26 protein-coding genes are annotated in these 22,815 nt (G+C 61.6%); 14 read left to right on the forward strand and 12 right to left on the reverse strand.

Annotated elements, in window-relative coordinates; translation table 11 throughout:
• Window positions 1–119 precede the first annotated feature (119 nt).
• From GR198_RS26940 to GR198_RS26960, 5 genes are all read left to right on the forward strand, one after another.
• Window positions 120–1,700, forward strand: coding sequence for a sensor histidine kinase (locus tag GR198_RS26940; RefSeq protein ID WP_204337239.1), 1,581 nt, complete (start codon window positions 120–122; stop codon window positions 1,698–1,700).
• Window positions 1,672–2,625, forward strand: a complete 954-nt coding sequence (locus tag GR198_RS26945; RefSeq protein ID WP_164069810.1) for a peptidoglycan-binding domain-containing protein — start codon at window positions 1,672–1,674, stop codon at window positions 2,623–2,625. The genes GR198_RS26940 and GR198_RS26945 overlap by 29 nt, the downstream gene beginning before the upstream one ends.
• Before the next feature lie 511 nt (window positions 2,626–3,136).
• On the forward strand, window positions 3,137–3,487 hold the full coding sequence (locus tag GR198_RS26950) for a hypothetical protein (protein WP_155248987.1): 351 nt from the start codon (window positions 3,137–3,139) through the stop codon (window positions 3,485–3,487).
• Window positions 3,488–3,659: 172 nt separating this feature from the next.
• Window positions 3,660–4,427, forward strand: coding sequence for a Crp/Fnr family transcriptional regulator (locus GR198_RS26955; RefSeq protein ID WP_164069811.1), 768 nt, complete (start codon window positions 3,660–3,662; stop codon window positions 4,425–4,427).
• 46 nt (window positions 4,428–4,473) lie between these two features.
• On the forward strand, window positions 4,474–4,680 hold the full coding sequence (locus tag GR198_RS26960) for a hypothetical protein (RefSeq protein ID WP_029875294.1): 207 nt from the start codon (window positions 4,474–4,476) through the stop codon (window positions 4,678–4,680).
• A 37-nt stretch (window positions 4,681–4,717) separates the two neighbouring features.
• Here GR198_RS26960 and GR198_RS26965 read toward each other — a convergent pair whose 3' ends face one another.
• Window positions 4,718–4,894 (reverse strand): hypothetical protein, encoded by a 177-nt coding sequence (locus tag GR198_RS26965; protein WP_166471192.1) that lies wholly within the window; start codon window positions 4,892–4,894, stop codon window positions 4,718–4,720.
• Window positions 4,895–5,209: 315 nt separating this feature from the next.
• A complete protein-coding gene (locus GR198_RS26970) occupies window positions 5,210–6,247 on the reverse strand; it encodes an AraC family transcriptional regulator (RefSeq protein ID WP_029875293.1) in 1,038 nt (345 codons plus the stop codon).
• Between the two features lie 58 nt (window positions 6,248–6,305).
• Between GR198_RS26970 and GR198_RS26975 the strand changes: the two genes are divergently transcribed.
• The 3 genes from GR198_RS26975 (at window position 6,306) to GR198_RS26985 (ending at window position 9,292) form a co-directional block, all read left to right on the forward strand.
• Window positions 6,306–7,280: an oxidoreductase gene (locus GR198_RS26975; protein WP_029875292.1), complete on the forward strand. Its 975-nt coding sequence runs from the start codon at window positions 6,306–6,308 to the stop codon at window positions 7,278–7,280.
• Window positions 7,281–7,415: 135 nt separating this feature from the next.
• On the forward strand, window positions 7,416–8,864 hold the full coding sequence (locus tag GR198_RS26980; protein WP_029875291.1) for a methyl-accepting chemotaxis protein: 1,449 nt from the start codon (window positions 7,416–7,418) through the stop codon (window positions 8,862–8,864).
• Between the two features lie 83 nt (window positions 8,865–8,947).
• Window positions 8,948–9,292, forward strand: a complete 345-nt coding sequence (locus GR198_RS26985) for a DUF1491 family protein (RefSeq protein WP_017990823.1) — start codon at window positions 8,948–8,950, stop codon at window positions 9,290–9,292.
• A gap of 66 nt (window positions 9,293–9,358) precedes the next feature.
• Here GR198_RS26985 and GR198_RS26990 read toward each other — a convergent pair whose 3' ends face one another.
• Both GR198_RS26990 and GR198_RS26995 read right to left on the reverse strand, forming a co-directional pair.
• Window positions 9,359–10,408, reverse strand: a complete 1,050-nt coding sequence (locus GR198_RS26990; RefSeq protein ID WP_029875290.1) for a DUF2336 domain-containing protein — start codon at window positions 10,406–10,408, stop codon at window positions 9,359–9,361.
• Window positions 10,409–10,655: 247 nt separating this feature from the next.
• Window positions 10,656–10,862 carry a hypothetical protein gene (locus tag GR198_RS26995; RefSeq protein ID WP_011651094.1) on the reverse strand — a complete coding sequence of 69 codons (207 nt, stop codon included), beginning with the start codon at window positions 10,860–10,862 and terminating at the stop codon, window positions 10,656–10,658.
• Between the two features lie 540 nt (window positions 10,863–11,402).
• On the opposite strand from GR198_RS26995, the gene GR198_RS35540 reads away from it, so the two are divergent.
• Window positions 11,403–11,570: a hypothetical protein gene (locus GR198_RS35540; RefSeq protein WP_165447569.1), complete on the forward strand. Its 168-nt coding sequence runs from the start codon at window positions 11,403–11,405 to the stop codon at window positions 11,568–11,570.
• Window positions 11,571–11,583: 13 nt separating this feature from the next.
• Here the strand turns inward: GR198_RS35540 and GR198_RS27000 are convergent, their stop codons facing one another.
• The 3 genes from GR198_RS27000 to GR198_RS27010 form a co-directional block, all read right to left on the reverse strand.
• Entirely contained in the window at window positions 11,584–12,132 is a 549-nt protein-coding gene (locus GR198_RS27000; protein ID WP_017963550.1) for a DUF1254 domain-containing protein, read from the reverse strand.
• A complete protein-coding gene (locus tag GR198_RS27005) occupies window positions 12,125–12,712 on the reverse strand; it encodes a DUF1214 domain-containing protein (protein WP_164069812.1) in 588 nt (195 codons plus the stop codon). Before GR198_RS27005 ends, GR198_RS27000 begins: the two co-directional genes overlap by 8 nt.
• Before the next feature lie 338 nt (window positions 12,713–13,050).
• Complete coding sequence (locus GR198_RS27010) at window positions 13,051–15,261, reverse strand: transglycosylase domain-containing protein (protein WP_164046097.1); 2,211 nt, start codon at window positions 15,259–15,261, stop codon at window positions 13,051–13,053.
• Between the two features lie 204 nt (window positions 15,262–15,465).
• On the opposite strand from GR198_RS27010, the gene GR198_RS27015 reads away from it, so the two are divergent.
• The 4 genes from GR198_RS27015 to GR198_RS27030 all read left to right on the forward strand — a co-directional run bounded on the left by GR198_RS27015 (window position 15,466) and on the right by GR198_RS27030 (window position 18,155).
• Window positions 15,466–15,942 carry a YcgN family cysteine cluster protein gene (locus GR198_RS27015; protein ID WP_029875287.1) on the forward strand — a complete coding sequence of 159 codons (477 nt, stop codon included), beginning with the start codon at window positions 15,466–15,468 and terminating at the stop codon, window positions 15,940–15,942.
• Window positions 15,943–16,167: 225 nt separating this feature from the next.
• Window positions 16,168–17,151 (forward strand): TerC family protein, encoded by a 984-nt coding sequence (locus GR198_RS27020; protein ID WP_164023124.1) that lies wholly within the window; start codon window positions 16,168–16,170, stop codon window positions 17,149–17,151.
• Window positions 17,152–17,196: 45 nt separating this feature from the next.
• Window positions 17,197–17,499: a hypothetical protein gene (locus tag GR198_RS27025; protein WP_029875286.1), complete on the forward strand. Its 303-nt coding sequence runs from the start codon at window positions 17,197–17,199 to the stop codon at window positions 17,497–17,499.
• Between the two features lie 29 nt (window positions 17,500–17,528).
• Window positions 17,529–18,155, forward strand: a complete 627-nt coding sequence (locus GR198_RS27030; protein ID WP_029875285.1) for an exopolysaccharide biosynthesis protein — start codon at window positions 17,529–17,531, stop codon at window positions 18,153–18,155.
• Here the strand turns inward: GR198_RS27030 and GR198_RS27035 are convergent.
• Entirely contained in the window at window positions 18,152–18,721 is a 570-nt protein-coding gene (locus GR198_RS27035) for a TetR family transcriptional regulator (protein WP_164046096.1), read from the reverse strand. The two genes, GR198_RS27030 and GR198_RS27035, sit on opposite strands and share 4 nt — an antisense overlap.
• Before the next feature lie 230 nt (window positions 18,722–18,951).
• Here GR198_RS27035 and GR198_RS27040 point away from each other — a divergent pair, with 230 nt between their 5' ends.
• The gene (locus GR198_RS27040; RefSeq protein WP_164046095.1) at window positions 18,952–19,866 is read left to right on the forward strand and encodes an SDR family oxidoreductase; all 915 of its coding nucleotides are present in this window, start codon (window positions 18,952–18,954) and stop codon (window positions 19,864–19,866) included.
• A 104-nt stretch (window positions 19,867–19,970) separates the two neighbouring features.
• Here the strand turns inward: GR198_RS27040 and GR198_RS27045 are convergent, their stop codons facing one another.
• From GR198_RS27045 to GR198_RS27055, 4 genes are all read right to left on the reverse strand, one after another.
• Window positions 19,971–21,038, reverse strand: a complete 1,068-nt coding sequence (locus tag GR198_RS27045; protein WP_164023326.1) for a fatty acid desaturase — start codon at window positions 21,036–21,038, stop codon at window positions 19,971–19,973.
• A 302-nt stretch (window positions 21,039–21,340) separates the two neighbouring features.
• The gene (locus GR198_RS35545) at window positions 21,341–21,484 is read right to left on the reverse strand and encodes a hypothetical protein (protein ID WP_003546677.1); all 144 of its coding nucleotides are present in this window, start codon (window positions 21,482–21,484) and stop codon (window positions 21,341–21,343) included.
• A gap of 458 nt (window positions 21,485–21,942) precedes the next feature.
• The gene (locus tag GR198_RS27050; protein ID WP_003546678.1) at window positions 21,943–22,278 is read right to left on the reverse strand and encodes a hypothetical protein; all 336 of its coding nucleotides are present in this window, start codon (window positions 22,276–22,278) and stop codon (window positions 21,943–21,945) included.
• A 95-nt stretch (window positions 22,279–22,373) separates the two neighbouring features.
• Window positions 22,374–22,751, reverse strand: coding sequence for a hypothetical protein (locus GR198_RS27055; RefSeq protein ID WP_011651107.1), 378 nt, complete (start codon window positions 22,749–22,751; stop codon window positions 22,374–22,376).
• Between the last annotated feature and the right edge of the window lie 64 nt (window positions 22,752–22,815).

Genomic DNA, 22,815 nt, shown 5'->3' on the forward strand with positions numbered 1-22,815 from the left:
ACCCCCTATTAACCACAAAAGGCAAAGAGCCTTCCAGATGCTTCAAAACGAGAATTTCGGCCGTTTCAGGCTGTGAACAGCGCTTTTGCCTTATCCTTTCTTTAAGTCGCCAAGGCCTATTGTCCGGATCGATAGACAGCCTTTCGGGCGGGTATTGCGTGCGTGTATTGAGTAACATTGGCGGCTGGATGACGGCCCTCGTAGACCGGGCAGCGACAAGCTGGCTCTCCCGGACGGGCGGCGGTGAAGCCGTGCGCCAACGCGAGCTCGCGATCCTGCGCCGCCTCGTGCTGCTCTCGTCGGCTGCTCTCGTTGCCGCTCCTATCGGCCTTTCGGCGGTCACCAGTCCGGCCGTGGCGCTGCCGGCAGGTGTCGCCATGGTCTGCGCCGCCTTTCTCTTTTCCGCCGTCGGCAGCATCGCGCTCGCCCGTCAGGGTTCGTCCGCCGGTATCGCCACGCAGTCGGCCGAGGATTTCTACCTTGCCGCCACCCCGGGCCTCGTCTTCTTCCTCGACCCGCACGGCAGTGTGGCGACCGTCGGTGGTCGCGACCGACGCGATTTCCTCGCCTGGATGCGCGATCCCAAGGGCAGGGGCTTCCTCGAGCAGGTGCATGTCTCCGACCGCATTCTTTTCCTGCAGGCGCTCGATGGCCTGCGCCGGGGCGAGGATGCTCAGAGCGTCGACCTGCGCCTCGACCGGCCCTCGGTCTCGCGCGATCAGCGCCAGTTCGCCTATCTAAGAATGGACATGACGGCCCGGCGCGATGCCGACGGCGAACTTGCCGCCATCATTGCCCAGCTGCGCGATGTCTCCGTCGAGCAGCAGCTGCGTGACGAAGCCCAGAACCGCGCGGCCGATGCCGAATCGGCAAATGACGCCAAATCCCGCTTCCTCGCCGCCGTCAGCCATGAGCTGCGCACGCCGCTGAACGCCATTCTCGGTTTTTCCGACATCCTGATCGGCGAATATTTCGGCAAGTTCGAAAACGATCGCCAGCGCGAATATGTCGGCCTGGTCCGCGAATCCGGCGCGCATCTGCTGTCCGTCGTCAACACCATGCTCGACATGAGCAAGATCGAGGCCGGGCGGTACGAGCTGATCCTCGAAGCCTTCGACATATCGAGCTCCGTCAAATCCTGCGAATCGATGCTGGCCTTGCAGGCCAAGACCAAGGGCCTCACCCTGACGAGCCGTATTCAGCGCGGCCTCGGCGAGGTCGTCGCCGATCAGCGCGCCATCCAGCAGATCCTCATCAACCTCGTCGGCAATGCCATAAAGTTCACCGAGGCCGGCGGCGTCGTCTCGGTCGATGCGGCAGCGCGCGACGGCATCCTCAAGCTGACGGTCAGCGACACCGGCATCGGCATCCCGGCCGACAAGCTGGCATTGCTCGGCCAGCCCTTCGTCCAGATCCAGAACGATTACACCCGCCGGTTCGAAGGCTCCGGCCTCGGTCTTTCCCTGGTCAAGGGGCTGGTGGCGCTGCATGGCGGGTATTTCGCCATCGCCAGCCAGCCGGGCGAAGGCACGATTATCACCATCGAGATTGCGACGGACGGCTCGGGTGCACAGCACGCCGAAGACGCCGGTCATGGCGCGACTGTCGAGTTTCCGCCGCGGCTGAAGGGCGCGGTCAATAGCGGTGTAGAATTGGAAGAGGGGCGTTTCGATGGCCGCGCGCAAGCGAAAATCGCCTAAGGGAAAAAGGGGACGGCAGCAGCCGGGCCTTCTGATGTCAGGCGCTGCCGCCCTCGGCGGTCTCGGCCTGCAGGGCGCCTCCGTGCTCGGCGGGGTCGGCCTGCAGGGCGCATCCGTGCTCGGTGGCGTCATCGGCCGCAATCCGTCGGTCGCCGGCGGCGCGATCACCTTCGCCGTCATCTTCTCCTTCGTCGCCGCCAATGCGCTCTGGTATCAGCCGGGCCTGCATCCGCATCCGATATTCCGCACCCGCGATCCGCAGTCTCCGACCGTGCTCGGCGCCCGCCGCCCGGCCGAGGAACAGCAGGGCGACGTCACCACCTTCCGGATCGAACGGCCGCAGGATACTGCCACCACCAACGCGACACCGGCGCCTGCCGCACCCGGCCAGCAGCCAAGCCAGCTCGTCATGGACATCCAGCAGCAGCTGGTGCGCCGCGGCCTCTATAACGGCATTCCGGACGGTATTATCGGCCCCCGCACCAGTGCTGCCATTCTGTTCTTCGAGGAAACCGTCGGCATGACTCAGACCGGCGATCCGACGCCGGAGGTGCTCGTGGCGCTGAAGACCGATGCCGCCGGCCCCTCGACCGTACCCGCCGAAAAGCCGCCCGAGGACGTGAGCTCGAAGGCGGCGGCGGAAGACCCGGTGGCAGCGGCGATCCGCAGCGCCGAGAAGACCGTCAAAACGGTTCCATCGGCGGCAAAGCAGGTTCCATCAAGCCAAATCACCAATGTCGACCTGGTGTTGAAGATCCAGAAGGGTCTTTCCAACATGGCCTATGCCAATGTCGGCGTCGACGGCGTCGCCGGCGAGCAGACCCGCGCGGCCATCCGCCACTTTCAGAAGCATTACAACCTGCCCGAAGACGGCGAGCCGAACCAGGCTGTGCTGAAGAAACTTAAGGACATCGGGGCGATCTAGCTTCCGCGCGTCGCAAAACGGCGCCAGGTCAGTATGGCAAGGCCTTCCTGCACCGCATTGCCGGATGAATCGAAACTGCTGCACGCGACAAGCGTCCCTCGGGCCAATCCCAGCGTCTCGATCCTGAAGCAATGTCAGACGCGAAGGGGCCCTTAGATATTTTTCTGTCGAGCTAAGCTTGCAAGCGGTCGAACCGTTACTTCTCTTAGCCTCGGAGCTCCAACCGGACGACTGAAGATGAGTAGGGCCGCCTATCCCGATTGCGGACCCGACAGCTGATGCCGGCCGCTCCAGCGCGCTGAGAGTCGATACACACGGAACTATTGTTGCAACGGCTCATTGTGCCCGTCAGTATGTGCAAGCTGTGCCAATCTGGCGCGATGTCGTGAAGAATAGAGGGATTTTCCCGTTTTCTTCCTATGGCCAACGAAAAGGCAGACGAGCTTCTTACCCATCCGGTTTGCAACTCACCGACTTCCCGACCATATCAAAAACGCGAGAGGAAATAGCGATGAAACGTCGACCGGCTTCGTCAAGCCGAGTGCAACGTGAGCGCAGGGAGGAATTTGACGACGGGCCGCAGCTTGGCCTCGGCAACAGACAAAACAAGGCTATCAGATTTCTCGACCAATATTATCCTGAGCCGCAGCCGACTTCCGTGATCCCGGGGGTATCGGATATCACCATGGAGGAGCTGATAGCGCGCGACGTTGTCGCCGAGGTTCAAGCTCCCGATGGGAAAGAACGTGTTTTCATTCTCGCTGCGCGCGGGGAAGATGAAGTTCGCCGACTCAAACTTCAGGAGACATCGCTCCGAAACGGCATCGGCAAACGACGACCAGTCGCCGCATCACAAGCGTAACCAGTGTGGGCCAAATCCTCCTCCAAAAACAACGCCTAGGTGCAACTTTTGTACGATTTCGTACAAAAGTTGTTGCGCAGTGCAGTTTTTAAGCGCAACCTTATATATGACGTCAGCCACGTAAGGGCGCTGACGTTTGGAAGATCGTCGTGCTTTCGCCCCAGAGAGCACGATGACCAACCAAAATATGAGCACGTTCAAGAACCATTTGTTGTGTGCCCTTGCCCCTGAAGATCGGCGCCTGCTTGCCCCCAGTCTGGAGAGAATGCAGCTCAACCTTCGTCAGTCGCTCGAAAAGGCGCATCAGCCGATCAACTTCGTCTACTTTTTCGAGACGGGTCTTGGTTCGGTGGTGGCAAGCAAAGAGGGCGGTTCAACCGTCGAGGTCGGCCTTTTCGGCAGGGATGGCATGACTGGAACGTCGCTGGTCCAGGGCGATACAGAAAGCCCATTCGACTGCTTCGTCCAGATGGGCGGCTCGGCGCTTCGTATTTCTGCCGGCAATCTTCAAGACGCGATGTCTCAGAGCGCCGCGTTAACAGAACTCTTGATGCATTATGCCCGTACGCTCGGTATCCAAACCACCTACACCGCTCTTGCAAACGGTCAGATCAAACTGGAAGAGCGGCTGGCGCGATGGATCCTCATGGTTCACGACCGCGTCAATGGCGACAGCTTCTATGTGACCCATGAATTTCTTGCGATGATGCTTGGCGTGCGTAGGCCGGGTGTAACAGTGGCCCTGCAAATTCTCGAAGCGAAGCACTTCATCAAATCGCAACGCGGGGAAATTCTCGTGCAGGATCGCACTGGGCTGATGCACCTGTGCCAAGGCACCTATGGCCCGGCTGAGATAGAAAACGAACGGCTGACCGGCATTCCGCTTGGTAAATCGAAGCTGGTTCCGGATGATGCCGCGCCGTTGATACGGCCTGCCTGATCGACAACTGAACGCATTTGACGTCGGCAACCTTTAAGGATGATGCGTGACCTCATTTTACAATCACCACGTAGACGAGACCGCTTCGACAGTGCTCCTGATCGCCTTCCAAGAGGCCTGCGCTCGGCATGACATCTCGCCCGATAGCGAAGACGGCTCGGATCTCTTAACCGTTCTTTTGTATGCCTTTCAAAAGGGGACGACGACCAAGGATGCGCTGGTCGGCCTCGCGTTAAATCTCATTGGCAAATGAAAGGGAAAATCCCGTCCGTCTCGTCTCGGTTGGTAGATCACCTTTTGAGACGATGCGCGGCGCGATCGGAGGCATCTCGATCAGATCGGTGCAGGTTGAGAATCCGGATCGCGTCCATTCTAGCGATGGCGTGTTTCTGCACAAAATAGTCAAGTTCATAAGCATCGGACACTTTTTTCCGATCCTGTGCGGGTTTGATCACGGTGACAGTCATCATTTTCTCCTTCTATACCAAATCAGTTGATTCAACTTATCAGGGTCGTGACTCGACCGGTGGAATGGTACGGAATGAGACAATGTCATGAGGGGGAGCTGCAATTCATCTTCCGCGGACAGGCGTCGACCCTGAGCGCATCTTCGCTGGCCAACATTCCAGCCAATGGGCCGCATGTCTTCAAAAATACGTCCGGACAACGCTACACAGGCGACGGCCATCTTTAATCCACGTCATCACGGAATGCGGGCGACAGCATTGAGAGCATGATGCTGCTGGGCCGATCGGGCCTAAAATCATGCGGATCTCGCGCCGCTACGATGCCGCCTTCAACAGCCTGTAATGCGTCGTCATCGCCTGCCCCTCGACATCCACCACCTCTTCGATCGGCCCGGCCTCGCGGGCCATCGCCACGCGATAGCGCCTGGGCGCCATACCCGTCATCCGTTTGAAGGCGTTGCTGAAGGCGCTTTCGGATGTGTAGCCGAGCGAAAGCGCCAGCGCCGAAACCGGCATGCTGCCCTCCCGCAGCTCGCGTTCGGCAAGGCGCATGCGCCAGCCGATCAGATAAGTGAGCGGCGCCACCCCCGCCACGGTCTTGAACCGCAGCGCAAAGCTCGTGCGCGACATGCCGGCCGCCTTTGCCAGTTCGCCAAGCTGCCAGGACCGGCCGGGATCGCCATGCATCAGCCGCAGCGCCGGCGCAATGCGATCGTCGCCGAAGGCGCGGAGCCACCCGACCGTCAATGGCGCCGAGCTCATGATGTGCGCCCTCAGCACCTGCACGAACATCAACTGCGCAAGCTGGGTCGAGGCGAGCAGGGCGCCTGGCCGCTTTGCCGCCATCTCCCGGACCAACTGGTCGAGTAGCCAGCGCAGCACGCCGGCTTCGGCAAGGGCGGCGCGCACATGAATGATCGGCGGCAGTACGTCGGACAGCAGCTCCATGCCCTGCGGTCCGAGCGCGATGTGGCCGCCGAGATAATGGAAATCCTCGCCAACGCCGTGGTGTGCCATTCCGTCGACCTTCTCCTTGAAGGCGCCGACCGCATCAGCGGGCGTAACGGCAAGGTCGCTCGCCAGAACGAACGAATGCCGGCCGTTCAGAAGCGCAACGTCGCCTGCCTCGAGCAGAATGGGTTCACTGCCATTGTCGAGGCAAAGCCAGCAGCGCCCTTTGGCAACCGCGCTGATCTTGATTCGGTTCGGCTGGGGGAAACGCAGCGCCCAGGCGCCGCCGGCGATCAGCCCGCCCGACACAAGGCAGCGCGCATCGAGTAGGTTGAGCATTTCAGAGAGTGGGTCACTGATCATTTTTGAACGATGAAGCAGGAAATCCGGATTTGCAAGCATTCAGAATCCCGTTTCCTGGGCGTACATAAGGCCATCATGCAACAACGGAGGGCATGTCATGTCCACCCCACAAGCTCCTATCGGTTCCGGCTTCGGTGCGGCTTCAACCGCCGCCGACGTCATTGCCGGGCACGATCTTTTAGGCAAGGTCGCGATCGTCACCGGCGGTTATTCCGGTCTTGGCCTCGAGACGGCTCGTGTGCTCGCCGAAGCCGGCGCCAGGGTTGTCGTCCCCGCCCGCAATCTTGGAAAAGCCAAGGCGGCCGTGGAAAGCATTCCCGGCCTTGCGGTGGAAAAGCTCGACCTGATGGACCCCGGCTCGATCGACGATTTTGCCGATCGCTTCCTCGAAAGCGGCGAGCCGCTGCATCTTCTCATCAACAATGCCGCGGTGATGGCGAACCCTTTGACGCGTGATGCCCGCGGTTACGAATCGCAGTTCTCCACCAATCATCTCGGCCATTTCCAGCTCACTGCCCGCCTCTGGCCGGCGCTGGTGAAGGCCGAGGGTGCACGCGTCATCGCCGTCTCCTCGCGCGGCCACGTCTTTTCCGGCGTCGATTTCGACGATCCGAATTTCGAGAACCGCGAATACGCGCCCTATCTCGCCTATGGCCAGTCGAAGACGGCAAATGCTCTCTTTGCAATCTCACTGGACGCTTTGGGTGCGAAGCACGGTGTCAGAGCCTTCTCGCTACATCCCGGCGGGATCGTCACCACCAATCTGGTCCGCCATCAGTCGAGCGACTTCCTCAAGGCGAGCGGCTATGTCGACGAGGACGGCAAGCCGGTTATCGATCCGGAAAACAACAAGAAGACGATAGAGCAGGGGGCGTCGACCACCGTCTGGTGCGCCGTCAGCGAGAAGCTCGAGGGTCTCGGCGGCGTCTATTGCGAGAACTGCGATATCGCCGCCGCCGTCCCCGGCGATTCGACCGAGATGCTCGGTGTCCGTCCTTGGGCAACCGATCCGGAATTTGCCGAACGCCTCTGGCAGCTGAGCGAGCGGCTGACGGGCTTCATCGCCAGCTGATGGGGCGCCACACGGCCGGCCCACAGTCACGGGGTCCTCTTTCCCTACAACCTAAGTCTAAGGTTCTGCCGTTGTTTGCAACTTATTAACCATGTTGCCTGAAGCTTTTCTGATTGGGGCGGGGGAGCGTCGGTCATGCATGCGCTGAAGGCGATAGACGATCTGGCCGGAGAACCGGCGGTCGAAGCGGGAGGGCCTGATCGCGAGGCGCTGCGCCACATCCTGCTGCGTCTTGCCGAAGAAGCCTCCACCCTTGGCATCGATCTCGTCGATATCGCCGGCGCCATCCAGGACATGGCGGGAATGTCGGCCCGGCATGCCTCCGCCTTCGATCATGTCACCCGCACCGCGCTGTCGATCGCCGAGACCAACCGCTCGGTCGCCGTGTCGCTGCGCGAGACCGACCGCACCGCGGCCGAGGCCCGTCACATGCTGAAGGAATCGGCCGACCGCCTGACGGGCTCCGTCGCCGAGATCGGCCATATGGTTCAGTCCTCCAACGAGATCGGCGCTGAGATCGCCGGCTTCTCCAAGTCGCTTGCCGATGTCGACAATATCGCCGAGGAGATCAGCACCATCGCCCGCCAGACCAACCTGCTGGCGCTGAACGCTGCAATCGAGGCGGCACGCGCCGGCGATGCGGGCAAGGGTTTTGCGGTCGTCGCCGCCGAGGTCCGGGCGCTTTCGCTGCAGACCTCGAAGGCGACCGGCTCCATCCAGCAGACGCTGGACGAACTACGCGTGAAGATCGACCGGCTGTCGGCCGTCGGCAGCGATGCGCGCGACAGTGCCGCCGGCGTGCGTGACAAGTCGGAGGCGATGCGCGGCGCCTTCGAAAGCATGGAGCATGTCATCACCCGCATCCTCGACAGTTCGACTGTCATGGCCAACACCACCGAGGCGGTCGACCAACAATGCGCCGGCTTCGTCGAGAAACTCGGCGAGATGTCGGCCGAGGTCGCCGGCTCGAATGTCAGGCTGCAGCAGGCGGCAAAACGCGTCGACAGCGTCGTCGGCCTCTCGGAAACCCTGATCCAGCTGACGGCGAGCGCCGGCGTCAAGACCGCCGACAGCCGTTGGATCGAGGAAGCGCAGTCGGTGGCAAGACAGATTTCCGGCGCCTTCGAGCGCGCCGTCGCTGAAGGGCAGATCGGGCTCGATGCTCTCTTCGACCGACGGTATCGGCCGATACCAGGCTCCGATCCGGCACAGATGATGGCGGCCTTCACCGAACTCACCGATCGCTTGCTGCCGCCGATCCAGGAACCCGTCACAAGCTTGGACGAGCGCATCGCCTTCTGCGCGGCGATCGACGAGAACGGCTATCTGCCGACCCACAACCGGAAATTCTCGCAAGCCCAGCGGCCGGGCGACAGCGTCTGGAACACCGCCAATTGCCGCAATCGCCGCATCTTTGCCGATCGCGTCGGCCTTGCCGCCGGCCGCAGCACCGCGCCCTTCCTCGTCCAGACCTACAGGCGCGACATGGGCGGCGGCAATTTCGTGATGATGAAGGATATCTCCGCTCCGATCACCGTCCGCGGGCGGCATTGGGGAGGATTGCGGCTGGCAGTCAAGGTCTGACCCCTGGGGATCAAGGTTTGACCCCGGGGGTCAAACTCTGACCCTGCATTGCCGCCACCGGCGCGCCGGTCTATACCGCACCGATGAGATTACGCGCCGACATCTTCATTTCAGCCCTCCTGCGCCGCGTCTTCGCCAGCGGCGATTTCGCCGCCGTCGAGAAGAAGGGTGCGGAGGAAGCAGGTGCGATCTTCATCCGTCAACACTTCCGCGATGGCCTGGAAACGCTTTATGCGCCGGCGCCGCAGACCGCTTTCGACGAAGGCCAGGCCGGCGACCGCCTGTTCGAGGTCCGCCTGTCGCGCAGCGATCCGGAAGCGGTGCGGGCGATGCTGGAGCGCGAACGCAAATTCGATCCCGATCTCTGGATCGTCGAGCTGGAGGCGGATGAACTGGGGAACATGATCCCGCTTGCGAAGGGCGGCTGAGCCAAGGCGCTCGTCAGCTCAGCGTCATTTTGAACCTCTGTAGGTGGCAAGGTCATCAACCGCGGTTCAGCGAGACCGCCGCCCCATGACGCGCATGTCGCGCTGCGGCGGCGCCTGGCGGATGAAGCGATAGTCGGGTGTTGCCGCCGGCGCGGGCGTATCGGTCGCTTCCGGCTTATAAGTGTAGCGATCGGCGCGCCGCCAGGCTTCGACGCGTTCGTGGCATTCTTCCGGGTCGAGCGCATCGAGCACCATCCAGCCGCGCGTGACGTTGTGCTGCTGTTCGGCAAGGTGCGGATAGAGCCTTTCGAGCACGAAGACGGCATCGAGAAAACCCATGCCGAGGCTGGTCAGCGTCGTGGCGAGCTGCTGGCCGGAAAGATCGAGCATGATGCGCTCGGCAAGCCAGCGGCTGGCGGAAAGCGCATCGGCAAGCGCCGTTGCGAAATGCGTCGCTTCACGCGAACGGGCGAAGCGCACCAGGAGCGCCTCTTGAATGTCGGTGAGCGTGCGCAGACCGAGCCTGTCCTCGTCGGCACGGCCGAGATGGCCGGCAAGGCCGAGGATACGCTCGCGCAATGCCTCTTCATTGGCAACCCGCTGTTCCTCCAGCGCATCTGCCTCGTTGGTCTTGGCCGGCGCCGGCGAAAGCGGCACCGCCGGCGATTCCATGACCGGCGCAGACGCGGCCGCCGATCGCGGCTGGCTCTGTCGCAGCGCCACCAAAGCATCGATGACCTTCGGCGAGAGTGAATCGCGGCTGACGATCGCCTTGACATGCGTTGCGCCCTGCATGCGCGCGATGGTGATCAGCGTATCGTCGGCGATTGCCTTTGAGGCGGCAAGAAAAGGGGCTGCGATCTCGATCGGCTGGTTGCCGATGAACAGCGCCACGGCGGCCGGCATGTTCTCGCATTGGGATAGCGCCGCGACCGCCTGGCGCTTGGCCTCGTCGGAGGAGGCCTGGAACAGCGGCATGAAAAGTTCGGCGAATTGGCGCAGTTCGGACCGTGTCGGATGAGACAGGTTCTCGAAACTGCTGACAGTCGCCATTAGTACCACGTCCTTTTTCCTGACGGCCAAGGGGCCTTCTAGGTCTCGAAACCGGTCACGCACAAAAACACCCCGAAAACGCAGAACAAGGGGACCAAGGCCGATATGCGCTGGCGGAACGCATGTCAGGCCATACGGTTATGAACAAATCCTACACCGGTACGGTTAATGCATGTTGAAGATTTTATTAAAATGCAACAGAAATATACACGCGGAACGTGTCGCGGCATGGTTAGCCGGCCATATAAAATGCGCGGTTTGGAAGGCGTGCTGCGACGATTGCACATCGCTGCCGTGGTGGTGGAAAAACTCAGGCGGCCCTGTGATCGCGCAGCGCGTGCAGCAGTTTTTCGCGGCTGTCGTAACCGGCCTGATAAAGGTCGAGTGCTGCGGATGCCGCGAATTGCGCGTCGACGCTTTTGATGTCGATGCGCCGTTCTGTGCACCAGGCATCAAGCGCACTGCGCAGCACGTCGAGATCTTCAGGCGAGAAAGATGAATTGACCAGCAAAGACATCGCTTGCCCTCCGCATTCCGGCAAGGACGTGGAAAATCCTCGATCGATCGGAGCCCGGAAACGTGTGACCGACATGAGCGAACATACGCGCATCTGAGCGCCTCGCAATTAATATTTTTATGATGTATTTTTGCAACATCGCCTTTTTCCCGGCCGACGGATTCCAGCGCCGCTGTCAACTATATGAATTGGCTCTAATTTTATCCGTTGATCTCCAGCCGGCCGTTTGCACAGGTGGCGTGAAACCAAATCAACTCTCCGAGCGTTAAAGGGGAAGTAACGTGAACTGTGTTTGGCATCGGCCGAGTATTAGTAAACTGTTAACTGTCATCTGTCTCAATTCGGATAGGAACGACGCGATTTGAGTATTTGGATCGTCGAAACTCCGCATCACGGTATTTCAATCAGGTGCCGTGGGAAAGGCGCGAATGCCCTCGGTCCGGTCATTCCGGCACTGCAGGACGCGCCGGCCCGCACATTGGCGGGCAGGGTGAAATCCATCGCAACTTCATCCGTCTCGGGCAGTGCATGGAGACGAGAATGGCAATAGTAGTCGCATTGGCGGATCGGCGGTCGCGGGCGCCGCGTCGCCCGGACAAAGAGCCCCGAGAAGCCAAGATCCTTTGGTTCACCGGCGTCCGCTACGAGCGGTTGGCCGAGAGCCCGAAACATCGTCCGGCGCCCGCGCCGCGCGTCAACAAGAAGTAACCGCTCTTCAACCTCAGCGAGCGGCGAATTGCTCGCAGCCGGCTTCCGTCAGGAAGTTGCGCGCAGCCTCATCGAAGCTCGCCTGCGGCGCCAGCGTCCGCAGCACGGCATAGCCGTCCGGCCTTGCCATTTCCACCAGGATCGCCTGCTGCAATTCCTGCGGCAAGTTCTTGCGCAGGTCGGTCAGCTGGATCGGACTGCCAGCCAGCACATCGAGTGCGCCGCCGACCGATGTCCTATCGTTCATGCTGAAGACCTCGTTGGAGGCGCTGTCGTAGATGGCGATCGACCAGAAGGGCACATTGCCCTTGGCGGTGAAATGTACCGGCGCATCCTCGACGTCGAAGGAGCAGACGGCGGTGCGCAGGAAGGGGTCGCCATTGGCAAGGCCGGCCTCGTCATACTGGTCGCCGAGCAGGTAGAAATTATTGAGGTCGCCCTCCGCCTCCACGCGGGTCGCCGCATCCCTTCCTGTGAAATGCGGCAGCGACAGGATGATGACGAGATGCAGCAGGGCTGCGCCGAAAAGGCCGGTCAGGACGGCGAAGAATATCCTAAGCATTGCCGCATCCGGTCTTGGTGAGCTTCGGCATGGCGAGGTCGATCACACCGGAACTGCCGGCTGTCGGTGTGTCGAACAGCGTCAGCACCAGCCGGAAGGTACCGGCCTCGGGCAAGGCCAGCCAGTTGCCCGGCTGCGCGACGGCTGAGATCCCGATCGAGAAACTGCTGTCTTGATTGCGCAGCACCGTCCAGGAATTGAGCGCTGAGGGATGCCCGGTCTTCACCGCTGCCGGATTGCCGCCATTGTCGGCGGTAAAGAGGGTCCAGAGCCGGGCAGGCGGCGTCTGCCCGCTGATGCGGTAGCGGCAGCCGGCATTCAGCCGCGCGCCCTCGTCGTCGACGCTCGCCGTAAACGTCAGGCCCTCGGCGCTGCCATAGAGCAGCTTGCCGGCGCGCGCCCGATGCGACTTGGCGTAAGGATCGGCCTCGACCGTCTGCAACGCCGGAAAGGCCTCCCAGGCGCCGAGCTTGATCGCCCCGAAACCCTGTGTCGCATCCAGCGCATAAAGCGAAATCATGATCCCGCCGCCGAAGGCGACGATCAGCGTGATCGCGATAAAGAGGGGGAATCGAAACACGTCATGACCTTGGAAACCATATCGGATGAAAGGGTTACCACTGATTCTGGCAGGGTGGAATGCCGCGCGGTGACATAGGCGCCGATTGATCCACGTTATGCAAAGTGCGGCAACAGGGCTGTCCGGTTTGCGCGAATGGCTGCCCCTCACCCTAACCCTCTCCCCGTAAACGGGGCGAGGGGACGTGCCCTACGAGAGGTGTGCGGGGAACGGAGAGGTGGCGACATGGTCCCTTCGCGCCGTTTACGGGGGTCCGAAGGACGGGTCGAGACCTGTGGCTCGACCCCGGCTGGTGGCGGCAGCCGGATGAGGGGCAGTCCGGCAATCTCCTGGGCCAACTACTCCGCGCTCGCCACCTTCGCCGGCGCGAGCGGGGCGGCATCCTTCAGCTTTTCGCCGAGCTTCTTGAGGATGCCAGTCGATTGAACCGAGAGCATGCGCGGCCGGATGAGCTGCGGCAATCCGTCCTGCGGCTTGGCGGCGGCGGTCTTGGCGAGGTCCTTTTCCGAGGGCAGGGGGTTTTCGACGCCGGGGATGGCGCGCAGCGTCACACCCTGATGGGCGTAGTCCATGGCGCGCTTGAAGGTCATCGCCGGCAGCGAACCGCCGGTCATCTCGTTGGTCGAGGTGTAGTCGTCATTGCCGAACCAGACGGCGCAGGTGTAGTTGCCGGTGAAGCCGACGAACCAGGCGTCGCGATAGGCCTGGGTCGTGCCGGTCTTGCCGGCCGTCAGAATGCCATTGTCGAGGGCCGCCTTACGCGCCGTGCCGACATAGGGAACGCGCGACAGCATCTGGTTCATATAGGCGTCGGCCTGTTCGGACAGCACGCGTTTCGGCGCCGGTTCGTCACGGTCGAAATCGTAGAGCACGTCGCCGTCGTAATCGAGGATCTGGGTGATGCCGTGGCGGCGCGACTGATAGCCGCCGGCCGGGAAGGTGGCATAGGCCGTCGCCTGGTCGAGGACCGTCACCTCGGAGGTGCCGATCGGGATGGTGACGTCGTCACGGATCGGCGTTTCGACGCCGAGGTTCTTCGCCATCGCCCGGATCGGCTGAATACCGAGTTTTTCCTTGGCGAGCCGCACCGGCACGGTGTTGATCGACTGGGCGATCGCGGTCTCAAGCGTGATGCGGCCGGCATAGCGGTTTGCGTAATTGTGCGGGCTCCAGTTGCCCCAGTAGATCGGCGCATCGACGATCGTCGTCTGCGGCGTCATGCCGCTCTCCATCGCCACCGCATAGGTGTAGACCTTGAAGGACGAGCCTGGCTGGCGCAGCGCCCTGCTGGCGCGGTTGAACTGGCTCTCGCCGTAATCCCGGCCGCCGACCATGGCGCGCACGGCGCCGCCATTTTCGATCATCACCATCGCGCCCTGCTTGGCGTGATAGGCCTCGCCATATTCGCGCAGCGACGTCTCGACCGAATCCTCCGCCGCCTGCTGGATACCCATGTCGATCGTCGTGCGCACGATCAGCGAATGCTGGTGGAAGCGCGACGACAGCCGCTGCACCTCGTCGAAAGCCCAGTCGAGGAAGAAATCGGGCGATTCCACCTCGTTGCGGTCGACGACGGTGGCCGGATTGCGCCTGGCGGCGATCACCTGGCCCTCGGTCATCAGCCCGCTCTGCACCAGATTGGTCAGCACTTCGTTGGCGCGGGCACGCGCCGCCGGCAGGTTGACATGCGGCGCGTATTTCGCCGGCGCCTTGAACAGGCCGGCAAGCATGGCGGATTCGGCGAGGTTCACATCGGTGATGTTCTTGCCGAAATAGAACTGCGCCGCCGCCGCTGCGCCAAAAGTGCCGCCGCCCATATAGGCGCGGTCGAGATAGGTGGAGAGGATTTCCTTCTTGGAAAGGTTCGCCTCGAGCCAAAGCGCCAGGAACGCCTCGGTGACCTTGCGGTCGATCGAGCGTTCGTTGGACAGGAACAGGTTCTTGGCGAGCTGCTGCGTCAGCGTCGAGCCGCCCTGGACGACTTCGCCGGCGCGCGCATTCTCGCTCATGGCGCGGAAGAGGCCGATGAAATCGATACCGAAATGGTCGAAGAAGCGCCGATCCTCGGTGGCGATTACCGATTTGATCAGCGAATCCGGCAATTCGTCGATCGGTACGGAATTCTGGTGGATGACGCCGCGATGGCCGATGACGTTGCCATAGCGGTCGGTGAAGGTGACGGCGAAATCGCCGCGGTTGCGCCAGTCTTCCTTGGTCGCCTCGAAGGCGGGCTGGGCAAGCAGCAGCATCAAGACCGAGCCGGCCGCTCCGAGCGTCAGTCCTTCGCCGGCAAGTTCGAAGACCATGCGCTTCCAGCCGCGCACGCGGAAGCGGCGGAAGAAAATGGTGATGTCTTCCCAGATCTCGGCGGCGCGGAAGCCGGCGTTCCAGACGGTCGAATCGATCCAGGAATCGATGCGCAACAGAATGTGACGGCTCTTCGCCGGCCGCTTTTCCGCGGCCTCGTTCGCCGCTTTTCCGGGCCTTTTTTCTGGCCCGTTTTCTGGCCCATTTCCTGGCCCATTTCCTGGGTTGTCCGGATCCTGCACGTCCTGTATTCCCGCCTGATTGCGCTTCGGTCATATCCGACGAAAGCGCGAGGCCCGCATATGGCCGCAAAGCTCTCCGATACCAGGAGAGAATTCTCCGAGTACCAGGAGTATACTGAAGGATTGATTGATTTTGCGGCTGATAACAAGAGAGATGCATCAGGGTCACGTGAATTTGCGGGTCGCTGTTGCAAGAAACGAACGATGAACGATCTGCCCTTCTGGAAGAGCAAGACCCTTGCCGAAATGAACGCCGCCGAGTGGGAAAGCCTCTGCGACGGCTGCGGCCTCTGTTGCCTCAACAAGATCGAGGAATGGGATAGCGGCGATATCTATTTCACCTCGGTCAGCTGCAAGCTGCTCGATGGCGAAAGCTGTCGCTGCTCCAGCTATGAGAACCGCTGGGATTTCGTGCCGGACTGCGTGCAGCTGACCAAGGAGAATGTGCCCGATATCGCCTGGCTGCCGCCCACCTGCGGCTACCGGCTGGTCAATGAAGGCCGCGACCTCTACTGGTGGCACCCGCTCGTCTCCGGCGACCCGGAGACCGTCCATGCCGCCGGCATTTCCGCGCGAGGCCGCGCGATCAACGAAAATGAGATCGATCTCGACGATCTCGAAGATTACGTCGTCGACTGGCCGCTGACCGTGGGCGAGGAGAAGGACGATGAGGACGCGTGAGACGGCTGGCGAAGGCTTTCTCTTGCGGGGCGAATGACGCATTCGCACAGCGCACGCCTTATCTCCGGCGCGACATATAAAATTGGCACTGGCCGCTGCTTGATTATTGAAAAGTGAGACCCTACTTGCGGTGCGACCCGCTGGTCCGGGCCCCTCTGGCGAGAGCTTCGGCACTCTTGCGATGTCGGACCCTTCTCCGACAACCAGTGCCGCAGGGGACTATCCTTGAATCTCTCTTTTTTGTTCGTCGAGTGGCTGGGAACGCCGCTCTGGATGTGGTCGAGCTTTTTCGCCCTCGTCATCGCCATTCTGTCGTTCGACCTCGGTATTCTTCATAAGCAGAACAAGGAAATCGGTGTCGGCGAAAGCGTCAGGCTTTCCGCTCTCTATATCGCGCTCGGCCTTACCTTCGGTGGTTGGGTATGGTGGTACCTCGGCTCCGAGGCCGGCCTTGCCTATATGACGGGCTTCGTCGTCGAAAAGACGCTGGCCCTCGACAACGTCTTCGTCATCGCCCTGATCTTCTCCTTCTTTGCCGTGCCGCGCATTTACCAGCACCGGGTGCTCTTCTGGGGCATTCTCGGCGTCATCGTGCTGCGCGCCATCATGATTGGCGTTGGCGCGACGCTGGTCGCCGAATTCGCCTGGCTTCTCTATATCTTCGCCGCCTTCCTGGTCGTCACAGGCATCAAGATGCTGGTTATCAAGGAGGCAGAGCCTGATGTCTCGAAGAACGTCCTCGTGCGCTTCATGCGCAGCCGCTTCAACGTCACCGAGGAACATCACGGCGAACGGTTCTTCGTCAGAAAGGCAAATCCCAGGACGGGGAGGGTGACCTGGTTCATCACGCCGCTCTTCATGGCGCTGGTGATGGTCGAAGTGGCCGACGTCATCTTCGCCGTGGATTCGGTCCCCGCGATCTTCGCGATCACCACCGATCCGTTCATCGTCTACACCTCGAACATCTTCGCGATCCTCGGCCTTCGCGCCCTTTACTTCGCGCTTGCGGCGATGATTCATCGCTTCCGTTACCTGAAGCCGGCGCTTGCCATCGTGCTGATCTTCATCGGCTCGAAGATCTTCCTCGCCGATCTGCTGGGCCTTGAAAAATTCCCGGCCGCGCTCTCGCTCAGCATCACCTTCGCGATCATCGCTGCCGGCGTGGTCTGGAGCCTCCTCAAGACGCGGGATCCGCAGCAGCCCGCCTGAGCGGGCTTTGCACACAGAACACGTTAATAAACGAAGGAAACAGATATGATTTCGAATTTCATCAGCTGGATTTTTGCCCTGCTCGTCGTCGATCCGTTGCAGGCTGAGATACAGCAACAGGCTGAGCGCGCCCGGCTTCCCGTGGAGATCGTCCGCCAGTCCCAGGCCTGCCTGACATCCCAGGGGCCGAAGCTCATAGAGCGCGCCGCCGGCGACTACGGCTGGGCGGCGGCCACAGTCGTCAACATAGCGATCGGCCATACCGCGCCGGCCGAACTTCTCGACGGCAGCGACCCACAATGCGCAGCCCTCGTCGGCGCCCTGAAGGGAGCCGACGAGGGTGCGTGACGGCGGCCAGCTGAAAAATGGACTGCGTGATGTCTGATCAAGACGGAAATAGACGGCGGCCGCGCGGTGTGGCCACAGCGCGGCTCCGGGAGATGCTGGAACTCGCCCGGGTGAAGGGCGGCCTCTCCATCGGTGAGGCTCTGGAGGCGATGGGCTCGACGAGCATCGCCTTCACCATCCTGTTCCTGGCAATCCCGGCGCTGACCCCGATTCCCGGGCCGTTCGGAATGGTTTTCGGTACCGCGCTCGCGCTGGTCTCCCTCCAGATCGTTGCGGGCGGCCGGAAGGTCTGGCTGCCTGCCATTGTCAGGGATCGCCGGGTTTCGTCCGCGGCGCTCGATCTCGTCGTGGGTCACGCGGTCCCGGTGATCGCCCGGGTGGAGAAGGTCGTGCGCGCCGGTCGGCTGGAGGCCCTCACCGGCCCGACGGTGCAGGCGCTTCTCGGCATTCCTGTCTTCCTGCTCGCCGTGGTGATCGCGCTGCCGATCCCCTTCGGCAATATTCTGCCGGTGTTCTCGCTGGTGGTGCTCGCCGTCGCCCTGATGGAGCGGGATGGTCTCGTCACCCTGATCGGACTGCTGCTCACATTGGCGACCATCGTCGCGACCGCCGCTTTGCTTTATTTTATCAAGGCGATGATCTTCACAGTCTCCTAGGCTGAGTGGACAGGTACCGCGGCGAGGAAGCGCCGAAGCTCCGTCTCCACATAGGCGGCCACCGGCCCCTCGGCGCCAAAACCCCACCAGATGAGCGAACCCTGCCATTGCGACAGCATCAGCCGGGCGATCGTCTCCGGAGCAGTCGCCGATCCGAAACATCGAGCGATCGCCGTCGTTAGTGCCGTTCCCCAGGCCGCCCCTCGGGCGCGCAGCACCGGATCGCGAAAATCCTCGCGAAGCACCAGCAGTCCCTCGCCATAGGCGGCGGCATTGTCGCCGTAATCCTGCGACAGGCCGACGAGCAGCGCGATGGCCCCTTCCGGCGTTTTCGGGACGGTCTCGGCAAGCCGCGCCGTTTCCGCATCCAGCCGGTCCCAGGCATAAAGCAGCGCGGCGCGCAGCATAGCCGCTTTTGTGGCGAAACGCTGCACCAGCGTCGAACCGGAAAGTCCGCTCGCTTTCGCCACCGCCGCAAAGGTCGCCGCGTCCGGCCCCTCGGCATGAATCAGCGCCAGCACCATGGCGAGAAGCTGTTCGTCGGACAGTGTACGGCGGCGCGGCATGAAATTCCTCTTGCATTCACGTTATATATAAACGATCATTCGTTTATAAACAAGGAGCGCCAGCTGGAGCAATTCCAGGAAAAGTGTGAAGCGGTTTTCCGTCCGGAATTGCGTAAAAACAAAGAGCCAATTCCTGGCGCTTCGACGGCATGAGGCGTTCTACAGCGCGGCGCCTCTTTGGAGGCGCAAAGGACGCTGTAACACTTTGCAGTAGCGTGGAGGATGGAGAAGTGACAGCGAACTTGCGGGAGAAAGTGGCCTTGGTGGCGGGTGCTACGCGCGGCGCCGGCCGAGGCATCGCGGTGGAGCTTGGTGCCGCCGGCGCCACCGTCTACGTGACCGGGCGCACGACGCGCGCCCAGCAATCCGAGTATGCCCGACCGGAGACGATCGAGGAGACGGCCGAGTTGGTGACATCAGCCGGCGGCAAGGGCATTGCCGTGCAGGTGGACCATCTCGTCCAGCAACAGGTCCAGGCGCTGGTCGCCCGCATCCGCGGCGAAGCCGGCCGGCTCGATATTCTCGTCAACGACATCTGGGGCTGCGAGAAGCTGTTCGAATGGGACAAGGCCGTCTGGGAGCATTCGCTGGACAAGGGCCTGCGCATGCTGCAACTCGGCATCGAGACGCATCTGATCACCGCCCATTACGCTCTGCCGCTGATGATCGAGCGGCCCGGCGGGCTGCTGGTGGAGATGACCGACGGCACGGCCGAATACAATGCCACCCATTACCGGCTGTCGCCCTTTTACGACCTCGTCAAAACGGGTGTCACCCGCATGGCCTGGGCGCATGCGCAAGATTTGGAAAAACACGGCGCCACCGCCGTTTCCATCACGCCCGGCTGGCTGCGCTCCGAAATGATGCTGGATGCTTATGGTGTTGGCGAGGAGAACTGGCGCGAGGCGACGAAAGTGCAGCCGCATTTCGCCATTTCCGAAACCCCGCGCTTCGTCGGCCGGGCCGTTGCGGCGATCGCCGCCGATCCCGATCGCGCCCGCTGGAACGGCCAGTCGCTGTCGAGCGGCGGAGTGGCCAAGACTTATGGCTTCGACGATATCGACGGTTCGCGGCCGGATTGCTGGCGCTACATGGTGGAAGTGCAGGATCCGGGCAGGCCGGCGGATGTGACAGGCTATCGCTAAACAATTCCAGGGAAGGAGGCGGCTTTCCCTGGAATTGGATGCAGGCAAAAGGTCAGAGCGGCTCTGCGCTTCCGTGAAAGCTAAACCGCTCTAACGCCCCGTCATCATGCTGCGGCAAGCCGCGCCGCCTCGCGAAACGAGACCAGTCGTTTCGTCTGTTCGTCCCACAGCACCAGCTTGACGCAACGCAGGCTTTCCATGAGCGTGATGCGGCCCAGATCGGCAAGCTCAGGATGATCTCGTAGCACTTCCGGCAGCCGGTAATACGGCACCCGGCTCGACAGATGATGTACGTGGTGGATGCCGATATTGCCGGTGATCCAACGCAGCACCGGCGGCAGGTCGTAATGCGAGGCGCCGTGCAGGGCCGCATGCTGGAACTGCCAGTCCGGCTCCTTCGACCAATGTGTTTCCTCGAATTGATGCTGGACGTAGAACAACCAGACGCCGGCAGCACCTGCCAGAAGTACGGTCGGCAGATGCACCAGGAGAAAGGGGACGATCCCGACCGCCCAGATCAGCAGCGCGGCGACCACTGCGATGGCAAGGTTGGTCGCCATGGTCGAGATCCAGGGCAGGGCGCCGGAGCGCATCATGCCGAAAGGCAGGCGCTGCTTGAAGAGGAACAGCCATGCCGGTCCGATCCCGAACATCACGATCGGGTGCCGGTAGAGCCGGTAGCCGAGCCGGCCCCAGTGCGACAGCGCGTTATATTCGGCGATCGTCAGCGTTTCGATGTCGCCAACGCCGCGTTCGTCCAGGTTCCCGGCCGAGGCGTGGTGTTCCGCATGCGCCCGGCGCCAATAGTCGTAAGGCGTCAGCGTCAGGATGCCGATCGTGCGTCCAACCCAGTCGTCGACACGGCGACGGGCGAAAAACGAGCCGTGGCCGCAATCATGCTGGATCATGAACAGCCGGAGCAGGAAAGCGGCGGCGGGAAGGACGAGGATCAGGCCGGGCCAGAAGCTGTAATGAACCGCTGCCCATGCGGCAGCCCAGAACAGCGCGAAGGGGACGACGGTGACGGCAAGCTCGAAGGCGCTGCGTCCGGCCCGCGGCTGGCGATATCCGGCAAGGATCTTCAGCCAGCGCTTTTCAGCGAAAAGCGCCGCTTGCTCCGCGGATCGATCCGGGTTTTCGGATCGCTCCGGGTTGTCGTCGGGCTCACCCATAGGGGCCACTTGGATTTCCTCGCACTCGCTGCGGCGCGCAGATTCGATCACAGAGTGACGCCGTGAAAGGCGGCGATCGCCGAAAAGCCGAGTGCAATCACCACGGCCGAACGAATGAGGAAGAGCGGATAGTCGAAGTGGTACATCGTATGAAGAGTGGTCATGGTTACAGCAATTCCTGTTTTTCTGAAAACATGTCAATGGGTGATGGTGTCACGCCGGAGCGCGGCGCGTCCGACAAGACGCGCTATCACTTGCGCTGTTATGCGCACGGGGGCGGAGCGGGGGCTCGATAAGAGGTTCTATTTCTTTGGAGCACTGCCCTGCGGGGCGGTTTTGGTCGCCGTCTTCATCTGATTGGCGAATGTGCTTTCCACCTTCGCTGCCTGCTTGTCCTTCTTCGGCTTCCGGACCTCGCGATTGCTTCTTACTTGTCCTTTTGCCATCGATAAAATCTCCCTTTAGATCGAAATTGAAAGCCGCAGCCTGCGTGGTATTCGCCCCGCTTGTCGGTCGCGATCGGAGATCGCGGGATCGTCATCAGGGGCAACCCGACAACACCGGGCCGCAGGGATGGAATGAAAATGATGCCTGCTGAAACCGCATCGCTGTCTGGAGGCGGATGACCGGAGAGGTCACCGAAAGCCAAACCCGACGTTGAGACGGGACGTCACCATGCTTTCGCGATCGGGAAAATGGCGGGGCCGGAAACCCGGTCACCGCAAATGCCGCATCGGCCAAATCAGCGAGCCCTCCTTATAGAGGAAAATTGAGGTGCCATTAAGGCCACCGCCGCAGGAAAGCCATATTTCCACAGGGGATAAAGCGAGCCGCGCAAAACTGGGCGGCGGTTTTGCGATAACGGCATGCGAAACAAGCGCGAGGGATGAATCTTCCGATGCGCTTAGTCATTCACGGGAAACAGGCGGATCAGCTTCGTTCTTTCCATCTCCGCACGACCTGATGCAGACATGATGCCGCGGGCCAAACAGAGTTCTATGTCCCGTCCGATATCGAGCGGTACCAGCATGCCGCCGGCCTTGAGCAGGCGGTCTGTCATCGACAGAAGCAGATCCACTTTCGCCCGGCAGCCATCGATTTCCAGGAGCGCCACCCGGCGCTCCCTGTCGATGTCGGCAAGATCTCTAGCCTGCTCGCGTTGTTGGTAAGCCCCGAATTGCACCCATCCGAAATAACCGGCCGCTGCGACGCAGATACAAAGCAAGAGGGCTTTTCGCACAATATTCCTTCGGAGCCGGGCGGCTCGCTTGCCGCTAGAAATCAGTGAGAGCATGATGTCGTCCGAAAACCGCTCACACTTTTCGGCATCACGCTCTAGACGGCGGCGCGTCTTTCGCGGGGCAATCCCTGTATCGCATATCGGTTAAAGACGGGGGTTACCGGTTTCGGCGGCGTCTTCAGCTTGCCGAAATGGTGTTCGAGCGCTTGTGAGAGCATGGCTGGCGAGGTGACGCCCTCTTCGAACAGCCTGATCAACAGCATGGCGGCGACGTTAAAGACACGTTCGTTACCGATCAGGATTTTGGCGTCGTAGCCGGCGTCGTCGAGCACGCCTTGCAGCATGTCGAGATCGGACGAAGTCAGATGCGACTTTTCGAAAGTGGAAGACATCGGTCCTCCTTTCATCGGGGCAAGGGTATAAAAACCCTCAGTCGGCAGCGCCCTTACACTGGCTGCCGAAGTTGCGACCATGCGCCTTTCACCCAGGCAACGCAACGGGATTCTTTGCAGCTGTCGCTCCGGTTCATGAGCAGCC

This window comes from Rhizobium leguminosarum (assembly GCF_010668065.1).
Classification (GTDB): domain Bacteria; phylum Pseudomonadota; class Alphaproteobacteria; order Rhizobiales; family Rhizobiaceae; genus Rhizobium; species Rhizobium leguminosarum_S.

Excerpts from the sequence above, each read along its gene's own strand:
- GR198_RS27055 (WP_011651107.1), bottom strand. The coding sequence starts at position 22,751 with ATGGTCGCAACTTCGGCAGCCAGTGTAAGGGCGCTGCCGACTGAGGGT.
- GR198_RS26985 (WP_017990823.1), top strand. The coding sequence starts at position 8,948 with ATGAGATTACGCGCCGACATCTTCATTTCAGCCCTCCTGCGCCGCGTC.
- GR198_RS27030 (WP_029875285.1), top strand. The coding sequence starts at position 17,529 with ATGTCTGATCAAGACGGAAATAGACGGCGGCCGCGCGGTGTGGCCACA.
- GR198_RS35540 (WP_165447569.1), top strand. The coding sequence starts at position 11,403 with ATGGCAATAGTAGTCGCATTGGCGGATCGGCGGTCGCGGGCGCCGCGT.
- GR198_RS26975 (WP_029875292.1), top strand. The coding sequence starts at position 6,306 with ATGTCCACCCCACAAGCTCCTATCGGTTCCGGCTTCGGTGCGGCTTCA.
- GR198_RS35545 (WP_003546677.1), bottom strand. The coding sequence starts at position 21,484 with ATGGCAAAAGGACAAGTAAGAAGCAATCGCGAGGTCCGGAAGCCGAAG.
- GR198_RS27045 (WP_164023326.1), bottom strand. The coding sequence starts at position 21,038 with ATGGGTGAGCCCGACGACAACCCGGAGCGATCCGAAAACCCGGATCGA.
- GR198_RS26950 (WP_155248987.1), top strand. The coding sequence starts at position 3,137 with ATGAAACGTCGACCGGCTTCGTCAAGCCGAGTGCAACGTGAGCGCAGG.
- GR198_RS27035 (WP_164046096.1), bottom strand. The coding sequence starts at position 18,721 with ATGCCGCGCCGCCGTACACTGTCCGACGAACAGCTTCTCGCCATGGTG.
- GR198_RS27000 (WP_017963550.1), bottom strand. The coding sequence starts at position 12,132 with ATGCTTAGGATATTCTTCGCCGTCCTGACCGGCCTTTTCGGCGCAGCC.
- GR198_RS26955 (WP_164069811.1), top strand. The coding sequence starts at position 3,660 with ATGACCAACCAAAATATGAGCACGTTCAAGAACCATTTGTTGTGTGCC.
- GR198_RS26995 (WP_011651094.1), bottom strand. The coding sequence starts at position 10,862 with ATGTCTTTGCTGGTCAATTCATCTTTCTCGCCTGAAGATCTCGACGTG.
- GR198_RS26970 (WP_029875293.1), bottom strand. The coding sequence starts at position 6,247 with ATGCTTGCAAATCCGGATTTCCTGCTTCATCGTTCAAAAATGATCAGT.
- GR198_RS26945 (WP_164069810.1), top strand. The coding sequence starts at position 1,672 with ATGGCCGCGCGCAAGCGAAAATCGCCTAAGGGAAAAAGGGGACGGCAG.
- GR198_RS27015 (WP_029875287.1), top strand. The coding sequence starts at position 15,466 with ATGAACGATCTGCCCTTCTGGAAGAGCAAGACCCTTGCCGAAATGAAC.
- GR198_RS26980 (WP_029875291.1), top strand. The coding sequence starts at position 7,416 with ATGCATGCGCTGAAGGCGATAGACGATCTGGCCGGAGAACCGGCGGTC.
- GR198_RS26965 (WP_166471192.1), bottom strand. The coding sequence starts at position 4,894 with ATGACTGTCACCGTGATCAAACCCGCACAGGATCGGAAAAAAGTGTCC.
- GR198_RS27025 (WP_029875286.1), top strand. The coding sequence starts at position 17,197 with ATGATTTCGAATTTCATCAGCTGGATTTTTGCCCTGCTCGTCGTCGAT.